This window comes from Nonomuraea sp. 3N208, assembly GCF_052245935.1.
GTDB lineage: Bacteria > Actinomycetota > Actinomycetes > Streptosporangiales > Streptosporangiaceae > Nonomuraea.
In genome coordinates this window covers 102374-119495 of the sequence record NZ_JBQQBR010000036.1, presented here as the reverse complement: position 1 = coordinate 119495, position 17122 = coordinate 102374, and the positions used below count along the sequence as shown (strand labels likewise).

Genomic DNA, 17122 nt, shown 5'->3' with positions numbered 1-17122 from the left:
CCTCGGCGTACGTCGGCCCGCGCTGCGTCGGCCCGCGTTGTGTCGCCCCCGCGTGTAGTGCGCAGCGGGGCGGTGCGTGGGGTGTGGCTGTGTGCCGTGCGGTGTATGGCTCGTGAGAGGACGCAACCCCGACCCGGGAAGCGTCAGGGGTTCCGAGTGCGGTCGGCGTCGGAGCCGAGGGCCAGGCGGGCCGCCTGCCAGCCGCCCACCCCATGCGTCCCGGCCCCCGGCGGCGTCGAGGACGAGCACAGGAACACGCCGGGAAGCGGCGTACGCCACGGGGCGGGCGACCACACAGGCCGGCGCAGGAACTGCGTCAGGCTCGCCAGCCCGCCCCCGATGTCGCCCCCCACCAGGTTCGGATTGGCCGCTTCCAGATCCGCCGGACCCATCGCGTGCCGGGCCAGCACCCGGTCGCGGAATCCCGGGGCGTACCGCTCGATCTGCGTCTCGATGGCGTCCGTCATGTCCACCGCGGAGCCGTTGGGAACGTGGCAGTACGCCCAGAGGGTGTGCCCGCCCCTGGTCGCGTCGGCCGCGTACGGCTGGACGGCGAGCACGTACGGCCGCGGCGAATGCCGCCCCGCGGCCATCTCCGCCTCGCTGAGTGCGATCTCCTCCAGCGTCCCTCCCAGGTGCACCGTTCCCGCGCCCGCCACCGCCGGATCCCGCCACGGCACGGGCCCGTCCAGTGCCCAGTCCACCTTGAACACCCCGGGCCCGTAGCGGAACCGTTCGAGCTGCCGGCGGTAGCCCGCAGGCAGGTCGGCCATGGCGATGAGCTGCCGGGGTGTCACGTCGAGCACCACGGTCGGCGCGGACAGCTCGGCCAGGCGGCGCACCCGGTGCCCGGCAACCGCCTCCCCGCCCAGCGCTCTGAGCTCGGCCACGAGGGCATCGGCCAGCACCTGGGACCCGCCCCGCACCAGCGGCCAGCCCACCAGGTGAGCCAGGGACGCCAGCATCAGGCCGTATCCGGCGGTGATGGGGGAGCGCAGGTCGAGCATGGAATGCGCGGCCATGCCCGCGATCAGGGCACGCCCTTCTACGGTGCTGAAGGCCCGCCGCGCGAACGTCGTGGCGGGCAGCGCACCCACGAGTCCGAATCTGGCCGCTTGCGCGAACGCCCGCGGCGGTACGTGCCACGGCCCCAAGGGCTCGAGCAGCAGCTCCACCAGCGGGAGCCCGGCTCGCGCGGTCGCGCCGGCGGTGGCCAGCCACGGGCCCGCGTCACGCCCGAGCGCCTCGGCGGTGCGGCGCGGGTCACGGTGCACGAGCACGGCAGGACGGTCATCCAGCGGATGGGCCGCGGGCACCGCGGGATGGGCGAACTCGACCTCTCTGAGGGACCCACCCCCCTTGCGGAACTCGCCCCCTTCGAGGCCGAGCCGGCGGAACGCCGGCGAGGCCAGCGCCATCGCCATGACGGCCGCCCCGAAGTCGTGCACCCGCCCCGGCAGTGTCAGCTCGCCGGAACGCAGCCCGCCGCCGAACCGATCGGCCGCCTCCAGCAGGAGCACCTTGCGCCCGGCACGGGCCAGCGTGACCGCGGCGACCAGCCCGTTGGGGCCGGAGCCGACGACCACCGCGTCAGCGTCCATCGCTGCGTCACTGAGGTTTAAGTATCGACGGATAGGGCTGGGCGCCGCGCTGGTGCAGCATGTCCGTCATGAGCTTGATCTCGCCGCTCTGCCCCTGGACGATCTTCTGCGCCATGCTGACGACCTCGGGCCGGGTGGACAGCTGGAGAAGGCCCTCGGCCATCTCCACGCCGCCCTCGTGATGGCGGATCATCAGCTGCAGGAAGAGGATCTCGGCCTGCGTGCCCTGCGCCTCCTTGAGCTTGGTCAGCTCCGCCGGTGTCGCCATGCCGGGCATCGTGCCGGGCGCGGTCGTGGCGCCGCCGTGCCCGTGACCGCTCATCCAGGCCATCGGCCGCTGGTCGCCCGCCTGGTCCAGCTGCCACTGCTGCAGCCAGCCGAGGAACATGCCACGCTGGTTGGCCTGGGTGTAGATGATGTCGAAGGCCAGATTCCTGACCTCCTTGGCGGGGCCCTTGTCCCGGATCGCGAACGCCATGTCCACGGCCTGCGCGTGGTGCGCGGCCATGTCGCGGGCGAACCCGGCCTCGGGCGAGGAGTCGCCGGGCGAGCCCGCTCGGCCGAACAGCAAGAACGCGGCCGCGGCGAGCACCAGCACGCCGCAGACAACGAGGATTGGTTTCCTGACGGGCTTTTCCATGGCTCGTCCAGCGTACCCACCTGTGCGCGGGCTCGTGATCGAGCGCTTACAACGCTCTTATTCTCCGCATACGGCCGGAGGGCATAAGGTGACCCCTGTTGGTACGCCGATGGAGGAACGATGACGAAGGAGAAGGCGCACGCGCGGCGCGAGCATCTCGAGAAGATGCGGGCCGAGCAGAAGCGCAAGCAACGCCGCGCCGCGCTGCTCATGTGGGGAACGGGCGGGCTGATCATCGTGGTGCTCGTCGGCGTGGTCGGCTACTACCTGATCGATCAGGCTCAGAAGACGTCGCTGGACGCCGTTGCCAACTACAAGTACGAGGGCAGCCAGCACGTGGCGACCGCGGTCACCTACAAGGAGACCCCGCCGGTGGGCGGCCAGCACAACAACTACTGGCAGCAGTGCGCGATCTACGACAAGCCGATCCACCCCGAGCACGCGGTGCACTCGCTGGAGCACGGCGCCGTCTGGATCACCTACCGGCCCGACCTGCCCAAGGCGCAGCTCGACAAGCTGAAGGAAGTGGCCTCGTCCACGGGCAATCAGCAATACATGCTGGTCAGCCCGTTCCCCAACCTGCCCGCACCGGTGGTCGCGTCATCGTGGGGACACCAGCTCAAGCTGAACAGCCCGGACGACCCGAAGCTCGGGGCGTTCATCAAGCGATACCAGAACGGCCCTGACACGCCGGAACTGGGCGCTACGTGCGGCGGCGACACCGCCATCACCTCGACGGCCGACCAGGCTCCGCTGCCGCCCGAGCCCACGGGTCAGCAGCAGCCGACGGAGACCACCTCCCCGTCGCCGAGCCAGTCCCAGCAGTAGCGGAGCCCGCGGTGCCGGGTGTCAGCCCAGCACCGCTTCCGGCGGCGCCCACTCCAGCCCGTGTGCCTCGGCCACGGGCTGGCTGGTCAGATGGCCCTCGTGGGTGCTCAGACCGAGCGCCAGCGCCGGGTCCTCGCGCATGGCCTGCCGCCAGCCCAGGTTGGCCATGGCCAGCGCGTACGGCAGCGTGACGTTCGTCAGCGCGAACGTCGAGGTGTGCGGCACGGCCCCCGGCATGTTGGCCACGCAGTAGAAGATGGAGTCGTGCACGCGGTACGTCGGCTCCTCGTGCGTGGTCGGTCGTGAGTCGGCGAAGCAGCCGCCCTGGTCGATCGAGATGTCCACCAGCACCGAGCCCGGTTTCATCCGGCTCACCAGGTCGTTGCTGACCAGCTCGGGCGCCTTGGCCCCGGGCACCAGCACCGCGCCGATGACCAGGTCCGCCTCCAGGACCGCACGCTCGATCTCCAGCATGTTGGAGGCGACCGTCTGCAGGTGCCCCTGGTAGATCATGTCCGCCTGGCGCAGCTTGTCGATGTTCTTGTCGAGCAGCAGCACCTCGGCCTGCATGCCGAGGGCGATGGCGGCGGCGTTCATGCCGGACACGCCGGCCCCGATGACCACGACGCGCGCCGCGTGCACGCCGGAGACGCCGCCCATCAGCACGCCCCTGCCGCCCGCCGAGCGCATAAGGTGGTAGGCCCCCACCTGCGGCGCCAGCCGGCCTGCCACCTCGGACATGGGCGCGAGCAGCGGCAGCGCGCCGTCCGGGGTCTGCACGGTCTCGTACGCGACCGCGGTGCAGCCCGAGTCGAGCAGCGCCCGCGTGCACGCTTTGGAAGCGGCCAGATGCAGGTACGTGAAGAGCACCTGACCCTTGCGTAGCCGGTGGTACTCCTCCGGCATCGGCTCCTTTACCTTCATGATCAGGTCGCTCGTGCCCCACACCTCGTCGGCCGTGGGCACGATGACGGCGCCTGCCGCGGCGTAGTAGGTGTCGGGGATCGACGACCCCTCGCCTGCCCCCCGCTCGACGTAGACCTGATGGTCGTGGCGCACGAGCTCGTTCACCCCCGCAGGGGTGAGCGCCACCCGATATTCGCTGTTCTTGACTTCTAGAGGAACGCCGACCTTCATGGAACAACTCCCGTCCATTCGGGATCCTTCTTTCATTCTTCCTCCTCAGAGGCGGTTGAACGGGGATTCTCCGGCTGATTACCTCGGTTCGGCCCGTCCTCGATAGGCTCACCGGCAGCCCGAACATCAGGATGGGAACGTCATCGATGGACAAGCCGGAAGAGCCGCCAGTCGCGGACCCGGGGGAGCCGAAGGCCAGCAGACTCACCACCATCGTGTTGATGGTGTCGCTGATCCTCGTCGTGCTCGTCGCAGGCGTGGCCGGCACGGTCGCTGTCCTGATGACGAAAAATCCCGACACGCCGCTGTTAGGTGGCACGCCGCCGCACCGCCTCCCCGTGCCCATTCACTTCGCCCCGGTCAGGGAGACCAAGCCCGCACCGTGCCCGGGCGACCCGGCCGTGCTGGACGAGGAGCAGAAGGCCTGCTACCTGCTGGAGGACGGCGTCACGGTGGGCTCGGTCCAGCAGATAGAGCCGGTACGCGAGAAGGACGGCCAATACTCCGTGCGCATCGCGATCGCGCCGGCGTTCAAGGACCGGCTGGTCCAGCTCATCGACGAGATGCTGGTCGAACAGCGGCAGGTGGCGGTCGTGCTGGCGCCCGAGCAGCCCGACCAGCCCAAGATCGTGCTGGCCGCGCCCGTCGTCACCCAGGCCATGGACGGCGACAGCATGAGCATCGCCGGGTACACCGAGGAGGAGGCCCGCGCGCTGACCGCCCGCCTGCTCGGCCCGGCGGCGAGCGGCACCCCGGCGCCCACCGAGTCCCCCGGCAGCAGCCCACCGGCCACGCCCCCAGGCACGACCGGGACGACCGGCACCACGGGAACCCCCGGCACCACCGGAACCCCCGGCACCACGGGGAGCACGGGCACCACGGGAACGAACCCGGCCAACCCCGGTGTGACGAATCCCGCGACCAACGGCGGCCGCACACCCGACCGCCGCTACGCCACCTGCAAAGAGGCCGTGGCGGCCGGCTACGGCCCCTACCACAAGGGCACGCACGAGGAATACGCCTGGTACCCCGACGTCGACAACAACGGCACGGCCTGCAATTCCGCGGACATCCGCTAATCGAAGAGTCGCTCAAGCCAGTCGATCCCGAAGTACGCCAGGAAGATCGCCGACACGATCCACAACAACCACGGGATCTCGGCGAACTTCCCCCTGACCGCCTTGATGAGCGTGTAGACGATCACACCGGCGCCCACGCCGTTGGTGATCGAGTAAGTGAACGGCATCAGCGCGATCGTGAGGAACGCCGGCACGGCCAGCTCCAGGTCCTCCCACGGCACGTTCTTGCTCTGCATCATCATCAAGGCGCCGACCAGCACCAGCGCGGGCGCCGCCGCAGCGGCCGGCACCACCGCGGCCAGCGGCGTGAACAGCAGCGTCAGCCCCAGCAGCGCCCCGGTCGCCACGCTGGCCAGGCCCGTCCGCGCCCCCTCGCCGACGCCGGCGGCCGATTCCACGAAGACGGTGTTCGCTGAAGAGCTCACCATGCCGCCCACGACACCGCCCACGCCGTCCACGGTCAGGACCCGGCCCAGCCGCGGCACGCGCCCCTGCTGGTCCACCAGTCCGGCCTCGTCGCTGACGCCGATGATCGTGCCCATCGCGTCGAAGAACCCGGACAACACCAGCGTGAACAGCACCACCGTCGCCGTCAGCGCACCCGCCCTGGCGAACCCGCCGAACAGATCGAACTGGCCGACCAGCCCGAACTGCGGCGCCGCGACCAGAGACTCGGGCACCCGTGGCGTGACCACGCCCCACGACCGGGGATCGATCGTGGCCAGCGCGTTCACCAGGATGGACAGGGCCGCGGTCACGACGATGCTGATGAGGATGGCGCCAGGGACGCGGCGTGCGAACAGGGCGATCATCAGGAGCAGGCCGAAGCAGAACATCGCGACCGGCCAGCCTGTCAGGTGCCCGGTGGCGCCGAGCTGCACGGGCGTGGCCGCGCCCGACGCCACGAAGCCGGCGTCGACCAGCCCGATGAGGGCGATGAACAGGCCGATGCCCACGCTGATGGCGTGCTTGAGCGCCAGCGGGATCGCATTCATGATCAGTGTGCGCAGGCCCGTCACGGCGAGCACGATGATCACCAGGCCTTCGAGCACCACCAGGCCCATGGCCTGGGCCCACGTCATGTGCGGCGCGGCCTGGTAGGCGACGACCGCGTTCAGTCCCAGCCCGGCGGCCAGGCCGAAGGGCGCGTTGCCGATGAAGGCCATGAGCAGCGTGGTCACGGCCGCGGCCAGCGCGGTGGAGGTGGTCAGCTCGGAGATGGACAGCCGGGCGCCCGTGACGTCCTTGGCGCCGGCCAGGATGATGGGGTTGAGCAGGATGATGTACGCCATGGCCACGAACGTGGTGATCCCGCCACGCACCTCGCGGCCGACGGTGGTCCCCCGCCCGGTCAGCTCGAAGAATCGGTCGAGCACGCCATCCCCCTAGACGATCAGGGGGTCGACTGAGCCAGCCTAGTAGAAAGCCTGCTCATTGAGAGGCCGCCCCAACCGGCGTGTCCGGTCAGGACCGTAGCGGCCGTCGATGCAGCTTTTCCATGAGGACCTGGCGGGGGACTAGATCATGCTTTCTCGTGCCGCCCGTGGCCGACGAGCCCGACGAACTCCTCGAGCCCGATCGTGCCGTCGCCGTCGCGGTCGGCGGACTTGATGAACGCCTCGATCTCGCTCTCGGACGCGCCCTGCCCGCCCAGCGCCTCGTTGGCCTGGCGGATCTCGGCCGCGCTCAGCAGACCGTCGCCGTCGGCGTCGAAGCGCCGAAATTCCGCCTCGGCCGCCTCACGTGCGCTTGCCATCGGATACCTCCCCCTTGTTAGACCCCTTATCTCAACAGGGCGATATCTTCCGGCCTTATCGGAACACGCGTCAACCGGAGCCCGGTCGCCGCGCGTACCGCCGCGGCGATGGCCGGGGTAGAGGACAACGTCGGGGGCTCGCCGGCGCCGCGCAGCCCGTACGGCGCCGCCGGGTCTGGATTTTCCAGGATTTTCAGCTGCATGGGCGGCATGTCGAGGATGGTGGGGATGAGGTAGTCGGTGAACGACGGGTTCAGCACCTGCCCGTCGCGCATCTGGATCTCCTCCATCAGCGCCAGCCCGAGGCCCTGCGCGGTGCCGCCGTGGATCTGCCCCTCCAGCGCCAGCGGGTTCAGTATCCGCCCCACGTCCTGCACGGCCGCCAGCTCCACCACCTTGATCAGCCCGAGCTCGACATCCACGTCCACGACGGCCCGGTGCACGCACAGCGCCAGCTGCGTGTGCGAGTCGCCTTGCCCGGTGCTCCGATCCATCAGGTACGTGGGCCGGTGCCGGTACTCGCGGGTCTCCTCGATCGGCCCGAACCTCTCCAGCGCCTCCCGCGCAGGCAGCCCCTTGAACCGCTCGCGCACGGCCTCGCAGGCGGCCTTCACCGCACCACCGGTGACGTACGACTGCCGGGACGCCGACGACGAGCCCGCCGAGCCGACCTGGGTGTCGGCGGTGGCCACGGTGACGTGGTCGACGCCCAGCTCGGTCCGGGCGATCTGGGCCTGGATCGTCACCAGCCCCTGGCCCACCTCGGCGGCGGCCGTGTACACGGTGACGTGCGGCTCGCCGCCCACCAGCTCGGCACGCACCCGGGCCGTGGAGTAGTCGTCGAAGCCCTCGGAGAAGCAGATGTTCTTGATGCCGACGCCGTACCCGATGCCGCGCCGCACCGACTCGCCGTGCGTGGTCTGGGAGACGCCGCCGGGCAGCCCGCGCAGGTCCCGATCCTGGGCGCCGGCGGGCAGCGGCATGGACTCCAGGTCGCGCAGCATCTCGGCGAGCGGCGCCGGCGAGTCGATCACCTGGCCGGTGATGAGCCGCGAGCCCTGCGAGACGGCGTTGCGCACCCGGATCTCCACCGGCGACAGCCCGCACACCTCGGCCAGGCGGTCCATCTGCGACTCGTAGGCGTAACAGGCCTGCACCGCGCCGAAGCCGCGCATCGCGCCGCACGGCGGGTTGTTGGTGTAGACGCCGGTGGCGTCCACGTGCACGTTCGGCACCTCGTACGGCCCCACCCCCAGCGACGCGGCGTTGCCCACCACGGCCGGCGAGGACGAGCAGTACGCGCCGCCGTCCAGCAGGATGTCGGCCTTGACGTAGACCAGCCTGCCGTCGCGGGTGGCGCCGTGCTCGTAGCGCATCCTGGCCGGATGGCGGTGCACGTGGCCGAAGAACGACTCCTCACGGCCGTAGACCATCTTGACCGGGCGGTCCAGGCGCAGCGCCAGCATGCAGGCGTGCACCTGCATCGACAGGTCCTCGCGGGCGCCGAACGCGCCGCCCACACCGGACAGCGTCAGGCGCACCTTCTCCGGCGGCAGGCCGAGGCAGGGGGCGAGCTGGTCGCGGTCCACGTGCAGCCACTGCGTGGCGATGTACAGATCCACGCCGCCGTCCTCGGCCGGGACCGCCAGCCCGGCCTCCGGGCCGAGGAAGGCCTGGTCCTGCATGCCGACCTCGTACTCGCCGGTGACCACGACGTCGGCTTCGAACGTGTCGCCCACGCGCACCGGCTGGTACCGCACGATCTCCTGGGACTCGCGGGGGTCGGTGACGGCCTGGCGGACCTCGTACTCGACCACGATCGCCGCGGCCGCCCTGCGGGCCGTCTCCGGGTGGTCGGCCGCCACGATCGCCACCGGCTCGCCCTGGTAGCGGACCTGGTCGATGGCCAGCACCGGCTGGTCCTTGTGCTCCAGCCCGTAGAACTTCGCGCCCGGCACGTCCTCGTGCGTCAGCACCGTGAACACGCCCGCGATCTTCAGCGCGGGACCCACGTCGATCGAGCGGATCCACGCCGACGGGTGCGGGTTGCGCAGCGTAGCTCCCCACGCCATGCCGTCGATCCACAGGTCGGAGGCGAAGGCGAACTCGCCGCTCACCTTCAGCGCCGCGTCAGGACGCCGCGCGCTCTCGCCAACGCCGTGCCGGGTCGTGTGCGCCGTCTCCGTCATTCTCCGAGTAGAGCACCGCCGCCCGTCCCGGTCCTATGCACACGACGTGAAATCCGGGTCAAAGCACGTAACATGCGGCTTGTATATTCCTCCAAGTGCGTATCAGTGACCTGCTGGCCATCGACGATCTCCGGCTGACGCTGCTCGCCGGCGACCCCGATCGCGAGTTCAGCACCGTCCACATCACCGACCTGCCCGAGCCGGGACGCTACCTGTCGGGCGGGGAGCTGGTGCTGACCGGGCTCATGTGGCGGCACACGCCGGAGGACTCGGACCGGTTCGTGGCCGCGCTGGCCGAGGCCGGGGTCGCCGCACTGGGCGCGGGCGCGGCCTGGCTGGGCCACGTGCCCGACGACCTGGTGGCCGCCTGCCAGGCCGCCGACCTCCCGCTGATCGAGGTGCCGACCGAGGTCTCCTTCCGCACGCTGACCGAGCTGGTCGTGCCCCGGCTGTCCGGCGACGTACGTGACGCGCTCGGGCGCCACCGCAGGCTGGTCGCGGCCATCGCCGAGGGCGCCGACCTGCGCGAGCTGTTCGAGCTGACCGCCGCCGAGCTGGACGTCACCGGCGCCGTCCTGTCCGCGGCCGGCGGGATGATCGTCGGCTCGGTCCAGGATCCCGTGGGGCTGGCCAGGGCGTACCTGACGGCGCCGCGGCTGCCGGCTCTCGTCGGCGGCAACACGATCTTCGCGGTCGGGCGCGGGCACCGGGCCGCCGGCTGGATCCTGGCCTGCGACGGCGACCTGATCGGCCGCGCCGACCTCGGCTACGAGCTGGCCGCCTGCGTCGGGCTCGAACGCAGCCGCATGGAGGAGGGTCGCAGGGTCGAGCGCCGCCTGGCCGAGCAGCTCATCGTGGCCGCGCTCGCCGACGCCGACGTGGCCGAGCTCAACGCCAGGCTGCGCACGTGCGGGATCGACGCGGCGGAGCCGTACGCGATCGTGAACGCCACCGCGCCCCGACCGGGCGCCACCCGCGGACCCGACCCCGCCACACTCGGCGGCCAGATCGTGGAGGAGCTGCTCGGCCGCGAGGTCGTGGCGGCGGCCGGCGCCGACGGCGCGGTCGCCGTGGTGCCGCTGCGCGGGCGCACCACGGCCGAGCTGGCTGACCGGCTCCGCGCCGGGGCCGAGGTGCTGGCCGTACTGCCGGACACCCGCGTCTGCGCCGGGCTGAGCGGCGCGCTCACCGGGGCCGCCGCGATCAAGGGCGGCGTGGAGGAGGCCGGCCACGCCCGGCGGCTGGCCGAGGCCCGCGCCGGCGGCGTGGTGACCAGCGACGAGATCTACACGCACGCGCTGCTGCTGGCCACGGTGCCGGGCGATGTGCGCCGCTCGTTCGCGGCCCGGCTGCTGTCGCCGCTGCTCGACTACGACCGCAGACACCAGTCCGAGCTGGTGCGCACACTCGGCGTCTTCCTCGACTGCGCCGGATCATGGAACGCCTGCGCCGAGCAGCTCCACGTGCACGTCAACACCGTCCGCTACCGCATCCGCAGAATCGAGGAGCTCACCGGCAGGAACCTGTCCACAATGGCCGACCGCGTGGACTTCTTCCTGGCCCTCAGGGACACGGGTCTGCCACGGTAACCGCATTACAGATCGCCGAAAGACATACTGATGCGTGACCGGATAATAACGTTGCGTGCATGCCCTCCCCCCGGCACGACGCCCTCAACCGGCTTATCCGCGACCATCTCGACCTGCCCATCCGCTGCTGCGCGAAGTCGGCGGGATCGCATTGCCGACCGACGCCCCGTTGTGGGTGGGGCCGGGAGACCTGCGGGACCGCATCTCCAGGGAGATGCATGCCGACACCGTCGTGTTCGGCGGCCCGCCCCAGGACCGATGGTTTTCCACCATCGTCGAGGTCGAGACCGAAATGTCGGAGCAGAAGTTGCGGCAGACCGTCGAGGCAGCCGAAATGCTGCGGCTGGAGACCCGGAAACCGGTCTACGTCATCTTCATCACGCCCGATCCCGGCGCGGCGCGCTTCACCGAGCCAGTGGAGATCCACAGCGGCTGCCTGACCATCATCATGCAGCCAGTGATCGTCGGGCCCGACCGCATCCCCGTCCTGACCGACGCGAAGCAGATGGCCGCGGACCTGCTGACGGCGGCGCTGTCGGTGATGGCGCACGGTCACCTGCCGGAGGTCGCCGAGGCATTCATCAAGCTGCTCACCGACTTGCCAGACGACGACGCGGCGTCGCTGTTTGGTTACACTATCGATATGGCTGCGCCGCAGGCCCGCCGGCTTCTGGAGGAAACCGTGACGACCTACATCCCCGAGCACAGCCCCTGGGCCCAGAGCCTGTACCGCAAGGGCCAGGCAGCAGGCCTGGAAGAAGGCGAGCACAGAGGCCGCGCCGCAGGGGAGGCGGCCTCTGTGCTGGCCGTTCTCCGCTTCCGCGGCATCGACGTTCCCCTCGACCGGCACCAGCAGATCACCACGTGCACCGACCTTGCCCTCCTGGAGGTCTGGCTGCGGCGCGCTCTCGAAGCCACGCACATCGACGACCTTTTTGACGATGGTTCGGGGTCGGAACCCCGAACCTAGGAGCGTGGTGGGGGAGTAGCGCACAGTAGGCCGTCGACGTTCCCGGGGGCAATGCTGAAGCGGTAGTGCCACATCAGGCCAGGGCTCGGCGCGGTCTGAGGTGCGAGGCGTCCAGGAACAGGCAGTCCAGCTCCACATGGAAAGGTCGCGCGGCGGCACCAGGCGTCGTACTCGCCGACGATGGCCTGGCAGATGGCCGAGACCGTCGACGGCGCCGACGGCGGGGTCGCAACTCTCCACGGTCCGAGATCGACATGTGGGGCGCCACTTGATCACCACGATGCGGCCCGCAGGTGTCACGTGAAGATCGTCTACGTATTACAGTTCGAGGAACTCAAGGTGGGGCAGGCTGGTGCAGGTCTGGCCGAGCTGAGCTAGGCGTGGGGCACGTTGGGCGATAGGAACGACCTCTGCGTGCTTGCGCTCGTCGGTCCGTTCGTTGGTCCGCCTCCGTCTCCAGTCCCGTAGTTTCGGGATGCGAAGTACTCCTCGAACATCCCCACCTCGGTGAAGGCCATCTTCGCCGCGAGACGCATCGAGCGGCCGTTCGCGGTCTGAGTACTTAACGACTATCGGCTCTCCTCACGCGGCCGAGCACCACCGACATAGGCACCCGCCTCCGACGAGTCGAACAGCTCGACGAACGCCACACGATCCGAGCCTGCGACTCGCGCAGCACGAGCCGCTCGGTCCTGATCGGGGCGGGCGGCCAGACGGCGGATCCAACGTCAGTCCGGCCGGCGGCTATCGCACGCTGCAACACCCCGCCTTGAGGCGCTCGTGCCGCCTGGTTCCCGACCAGCACGGCGTGTCCTCACCGACCGCGACCGCGTTCCAGGTGCGGGCCGGGTCCTTCATGGCATCGCACCCCCCTCGTGAATCGCGGTCAGAATGTGGCGATCGGGTTGACCGGGCTGCCGGACGTACCGGCGAAGCGGACCGGCGCGACTGCGAGGTGGAAGTCCCACTGGCCGAGCTCGGCAGCCGTCGTCGCGCACGCCTCCAGGTCGCAGTTGTCGAGCATCCACAGACCCATCGCGACGAGGCTCACGGCGTGAACCGGCATCAACACGTCGTCGTACCCCGATGGCTGAACGTCCTGGGGGGTGTCAGCGCCGATCAGTGCGACCTCCCGTTCATGCAGCCACGGCAGGCAGGACGCGTGCCAGCCGGCCTGCGTGAAGCCGCCGGCCGCACCGGCCTCGTGCCGGACGCGGCCATAGCCGGTCCGCAGGAGTACCGCATCGCCGGATCGCACCCGCACGCCCTGGCGACGCTCGGCCTCCTCGAGATCGTCGGGAAACACACCCTGCCCCGGTTCCAACCACGGCACATCGCGGACCCTGGCAATGTCCAGCAGGACACCACGCGTGATGATCCCGTTCGCCGCCGCCGTGACGGCCGCCCACGCCGATCCCGTTGCGGCGTCGACCAACGAGTGTGACCGCCCGTTGTACATCGTGCCGTCCCAGAAGATGTGGCACGGCGAGTCGACGTGGGTGAGGGTGTTGCCGTGGAACGTGATGCCGAGCCGCTCGGACGAAAAGCCCCAGCGCCGGTCGTTGTGGAATCCGGGCACCGGCATGTCCTCGGCACCCGGCATGTCGGCGGCGCACGGGCACGTCGTCGTCGACCGCTCCATGTCTTCCGGTACGGCAACCTCCCATGCGCACGACACGCTCCTGCCGTGGCGCACGGCCCGTGCCGCCGCCAGCCGGACGTCGTCGGTGATGTGGTTCAGAGTGCCGAGCTCGTCGTCGTCGCCCCACCGTCCCCAGTTCGACAGCGTGTTGAAGTACCCGAGCACGTCGTCCTGTGTGGGCATCGGTCGCCCTGCCGTCATCCCAGCATCGACTCCTCCGGTCACGTGGTTCGAGGCACCGCAGGCAGGGTATCCCGCCCTCTCCTTTGATATGACCTCGCCGGGGCCGGAGAGACGGTGTGAGCAACTCGATCCAACCCCCGGCGAGGCCCATGTCAATCCCCATCCGCCTCGGCGATCTCACCACCCGTTCAGGCCGTCATGGTGCTCCGCTGGTTTCTGGATGGCACCTGTGCACAGGACGGCGGTCCTGGCACTGAGCATGAATCCACGGCGTGATTCGGCCTGATCATTTTTTCGGCCAATTCCTCGATGAGGGCCGGACGCGTGTTGGGCGCACTGAGTCGCTTGGTGGCCACTCGGCTGGTCCCAACTACCATGGCCGACCAGGTCGACTTCTTCCCGGCCCTCAGGGACACTGGGCCGCCGCCCCGAGCTGTGATCACACCCCGTGCACAGGCGCCGAGCCGCGCGCTTCGTGCACGGCGGCTTGCTCGTTCCTGAGCCGCCGCTCCCAGCGGGCGTGCCCGAGCCCGCCGCCCGCGGCCGAGGCCTCGTGCAGCACTGCCAGAGCTTGGTCGAGGTCATCCAGCATCCGGTAGGTCCTCGACAGCGCGACCAGGCAGCGCAGCAGCCCGATCCGGTAGCCGTCCGTCGTGATCAGGTCGCGGCCCGTGAGGAGATGCGGCAGGGCCTGCTCCGGGTCGTCCATGGCGAGGTAGGCCTCGCCGAGCGTGATGCGAATCTGTGCCGCGTAGCTGATGTCTCCTACTGCCTCGGCATCGGCCAGGGCCTTGTGCAGCGGTTCGAGCGCTTCCTCCGGCCGCCCCGCGCCCACGTAGGCGGTCCCCATGACCATCAGCGCGTACCGCACGCCCACCTGTGCGCCGATGCGTCTGGCAAGCTCCAGCTGGCGCTCGGCCCAGGGGAGGGCCTCCTCGTGGCGATCGCCCGAGTTGTAGGTGCTGGCGAGATTGCCCAATATGCACATTTCGCCGAACCTGTCGCCGAGCCGCCTGGCGAGCACCAGCTCCGCTTGGCGGTGTGCGACGGCCTCCTCGGTGCGTCCCATCATGCGCAACGAGTTGGCGATGTGGCCGTGCGCGCGCTGGGCGCTCGCCTCATCGCCGAGCCGCTCGCTCACCCGCAGGGCAAGGGTGTTGAGCTGGTTGACCTCCGTCATGCGGTGGGCGCGCTCTTGGTGCCAGAAGAGGCCGAATGTGAGGTTGACGCCGAGCCTGGCGATCGTGTCGTTGGCGGAGTTGAGTGCCTGGACGGCCGCGGTGAACAGGACCGTCTCCTCCTCGTACAGCCAGGCCCTCGCCTCCTCGGGAGTGCCTACCGCGTGCGGGACCGCGTCGACAGGGCTCGCCAGCTGCGTACGGTGCGGGTTGCTGACGTGACTGGCCTGCCGCGCGGAGGCTGCGTAGTACGACAGCGCGCGGATCAGCGCCTCACGGGCGCCGACCGGCCGCAGCTCGCCGGCGAAAAGACGGACGAGGTCGTGCAGCTGGTAACGGGTGGGCCCGGCGCGGTCGAGCAGGTGCGCGTCCACCAGCCGCTCCAGCGCCGCCTCCGCCTCCGGAGCGGGGACCGCGAGCAGCGCGCCCACAGCCTCCGCGGTCATCTCCGGCACGTGCAGCCGGCCGAGCAGCGCCAAGGTGTACGCGGCCAGACTGTCCACCGCGCGCGGGCCGCGTTCGAGCGCGGTGTGGCTGGCGGACAGGCTGGAGCGTACGGCCAGATCGCCTGCGGAGAGCTCATGCAGGCGACGCCGCTCGTCGCTCAGTCGCGCCGTCAGCGCCGCCACGCTCCAGTCCGGGCGGCTCGCCAGGCGCGCCCCGGCGATGCGCAGGGCCAGTGGCAGCCCCTCGCACAGGCTTACCAGCCGCGCCGTCTCGCCCGCGTCGGCCGCGACCCGTCCCGCGCCGGCCAGCTGGGCCAGCATCGGGGCCGCCTCAGCCTGGGACATCCGGCCGAGCTCGAGCTGGTAGGCGTCCTCGCCCCAGGACATGCTCTCGCGGCTGGTCACCAGCAGTGCGCTGCCGAACGGCACCGCCAGCAGCGGCCGGATCTGGCCCAGGTCCGCGGCATCGTCCAGGAGCGCCAGCACCCGCCGGTCGTGCAGGCGGGTGCGCCACATGGCGGCTGCCTCGTCGAGGTCCCCGGGGACCGACTGCGCCGGTACGCCGAGCCCCCGCAGGAACCGGCTGAGCACGTCCAGCGCAGTGAGCGCGGGCAGCTCCGGCGTGGCGCCCCGGCAGCTCACGTAGAGCTGGCCGTCGGGGAAGCGGTGCTTGGCCAGGTGGGCGACCTGGGCTGCCAGGGCCGACTTGCCGACGCCCGGCGGTCCGGAGATGATCACCAGAGGGCCGGGCGGGCTCTCGTCCCACGGCGCCAGCCGCTCCTTCAGCCGTACGGTCTCTCGTACCCTGCCGACGAACTCCGTCAGCGGGCGGGGCAGCTGATGCGGCACGGGCGTGCTCGCTTCAGGACTCCCGGAGGCGGGGCTCGGCGTCGCAGGGGCGCCGGACGGCGACGTGTCGGCACGCAGCACCATCTCGTGGCATCTGCGTAATCCCTCGCCTGGCGAGATGCCCAGCTCCTCGGCGAGCAGGACCCTCCCCTCCTCGTACACTTCCAGTGCCTCCGCCCGGCGGCCCGAACGGAACAAAGCTGTCATGAGCAGCTCCCGCGCCGGCTCGCGCAAGGGATGGCGACGGGTGAGATCCCGCAGCTCCTCAGCGACCTCGTGTGGGCGCTCCAGCCGTAGCAAGGCGTCCGCGCGCCGCTCGGCTGCGGCCAGCCGCAGGTCCTCCAGACGGGCGCGCTCCGCGTCCGCAAACGGCCCGGGCAGCCCGCTCAGCGCGGTGCCCTGCCACATCGTGAGTGATTGGTCGAGCAGGTTCAGAGCCCCGCGTTCGTCACCGTCATGCCGCGCCCGCTGGGCCGCGCCCACGCGCTCGGCGAACAACAACGCGTCCACCTGCGCGGGCTCCAGGCACAAGATGTAGCCGGCGGACGTCCCGGCCAGCAGCCGCGACGGCTCGCGGTGCCCACGGCCAGGCTCGAAGGCGCGGCGCAGCCCGGCGATGTAGGTGTAGACGCTCTGCTCGGCGTTGCGCGGGGCCCTCTCACCCCAGATTCCGGCGACCACCCGGTTCATCGGGACGGGACGGGCGGCGGTGGAGGCGAGAATAGCGAGCACGGCCCGCTGCCTGGCCGGACCGAGGTCGATCGGTTGGGAGTCGCGCGTGGCGCTCACCGCTCCCAGCAGGCGAATGAAGATCCCTTCGCGCATGCCAGCCTCCGTCGTCGCCCCCAATCCCGTGTCAAGAAGGCAGCGTAATCCTTTTCGGGATCCCGTGAAGAGGGGCGAGACGATGTAGATCGAATATAGGAGCCGGTCGCTAAGCTGTCCTCAACGCCGGGCGAGGGAATCCCGGAAGAGAGGGCACATGAGGTAGCGCTGCCCGCGGCGCGGTGCGGTGTCGAGCCAGGGCGGGCGGAT

The 17122-nt window shown here is 70.5% G+C and carries 12 protein-coding genes; 4 read left to right on the top strand and 8 right to left on the bottom strand.

The window, feature by feature from the left end:
• Positions 1-143 precede the first annotated feature (143 nt).
• Positions 144-1601, bottom strand: coding sequence for a phytoene desaturase family protein (locus ACTWPT_RS42550; RefSeq protein WP_443183222.1), 1458 nt, complete (start codon positions 1599-1601; stop codon positions 144-146).
• Between the two features lie 7 nt (positions 1602-1608).
• Positions 1609-2241: a DUF305 domain-containing protein gene (locus tag ACTWPT_RS42545; RefSeq protein WP_443183221.1), complete on the bottom strand. Its 633-nt coding sequence runs from the start codon at positions 2239-2241 to the stop codon at positions 1609-1611.
• Between the two features lie 120 nt (positions 2242-2361).
• Here ACTWPT_RS42545 and ACTWPT_RS42540 point away from each other — a divergent pair, with 120 nt between their 5' ends.
• Positions 2362-3069 carry a DUF3105 domain-containing protein gene (locus ACTWPT_RS42540; protein ID WP_443183220.1) on the top strand — a complete coding sequence of 236 codons (708 nt, stop codon included), beginning with the start codon at positions 2362-2364 and terminating at the stop codon, positions 3067-3069.
• Between the two features lie 21 nt (positions 3070-3090).
• Here the strand turns inward: ACTWPT_RS42540 and ald are convergent, their stop codons facing one another.
• Positions 3091-4206 carry an alanine dehydrogenase gene (ald, locus tag ACTWPT_RS42535; protein WP_443183219.1) on the bottom strand — a complete coding sequence of 372 codons (1116 nt, stop codon included), beginning with the start codon at positions 4204-4206 and terminating at the stop codon, positions 3091-3093.
• Between the two features lie 146 nt (positions 4207-4352).
• Here ald and ACTWPT_RS42530 point away from each other — a divergent pair, with 146 nt between their 5' ends.
• A complete protein-coding gene (locus ACTWPT_RS42530; protein WP_443183218.1) occupies positions 4353-5285 on the top strand; it encodes an excalibur calcium-binding domain-containing protein in 933 nt (310 codons plus the stop codon).
• On the opposite strand, the gene ACTWPT_RS42525 is transcribed toward ACTWPT_RS42530, so the two are convergent.
• The 3 genes from ACTWPT_RS42525 to ACTWPT_RS42515 form a co-directional block, all read right to left on the bottom strand.
• Positions 5282-6661 (bottom strand): NCS2 family permease, encoded by a 1380-nt coding sequence (locus ACTWPT_RS42525; protein WP_443183217.1) that lies wholly within the window; start codon positions 6659-6661, stop codon positions 5282-5284. The two genes, ACTWPT_RS42530 and ACTWPT_RS42525, sit on opposite strands and share 4 nt — an antisense overlap.
• Positions 6662-6807: 146 nt before the next feature.
• The gene (locus ACTWPT_RS42520) at positions 6808-7041 is read right to left on the bottom strand and encodes an EF-hand domain-containing protein (RefSeq protein WP_443183216.1); all 234 of its coding nucleotides are present in this window, start codon (positions 7039-7041) and stop codon (positions 6808-6810) included.
• Between the two features lie 26 nt (positions 7042-7067).
• Entirely contained in the window at positions 7068-9230 is a 2163-nt protein-coding gene (locus tag ACTWPT_RS42515; protein WP_443183215.1) for a xanthine dehydrogenase family protein molybdopterin-binding subunit, read from the bottom strand.
• Positions 9231-9325: 95 nt separating this feature from the next.
• Between ACTWPT_RS42515 and ACTWPT_RS42510 the strand changes: the two genes are divergently transcribed.
• Both ACTWPT_RS42510 and ACTWPT_RS42505 read left to right on the top strand, forming a co-directional pair.
• Entirely contained in the window at positions 9326-10819 is a 1494-nt protein-coding gene (locus ACTWPT_RS42510) for a PucR family transcriptional regulator (protein WP_443183214.1), read from the top strand.
• A 214-nt stretch (positions 10820-11033) separates the two neighbouring features.
• Positions 11034-11789 (top strand): hypothetical protein, encoded by a 756-nt coding sequence (locus ACTWPT_RS42505; protein ID WP_443183213.1) that lies wholly within the window; start codon positions 11034-11036, stop codon positions 11787-11789.
• 886 nt (positions 11790-12675) lie between these two features.
• Here the strand turns inward: ACTWPT_RS42505 and ACTWPT_RS42500 are convergent.
• The gene (locus tag ACTWPT_RS42500) at positions 12676-13632 is read right to left on the bottom strand and encodes a cyclase family protein (RefSeq protein WP_443183212.1); all 957 of its coding nucleotides are present in this window, start codon (positions 13630-13632) and stop codon (positions 12676-12678) included.
• A 421-nt stretch (positions 13633-14053) separates the two neighbouring features.
• The gene (locus ACTWPT_RS42495; RefSeq protein WP_443183211.1) at positions 14054-16912 is read right to left on the bottom strand and encodes a BTAD domain-containing putative transcriptional regulator; all 2859 of its coding nucleotides are present in this window, start codon (positions 16910-16912) and stop codon (positions 14054-14056) included.
• Positions 16913-17122 lie beyond the last annotated feature (210 nt).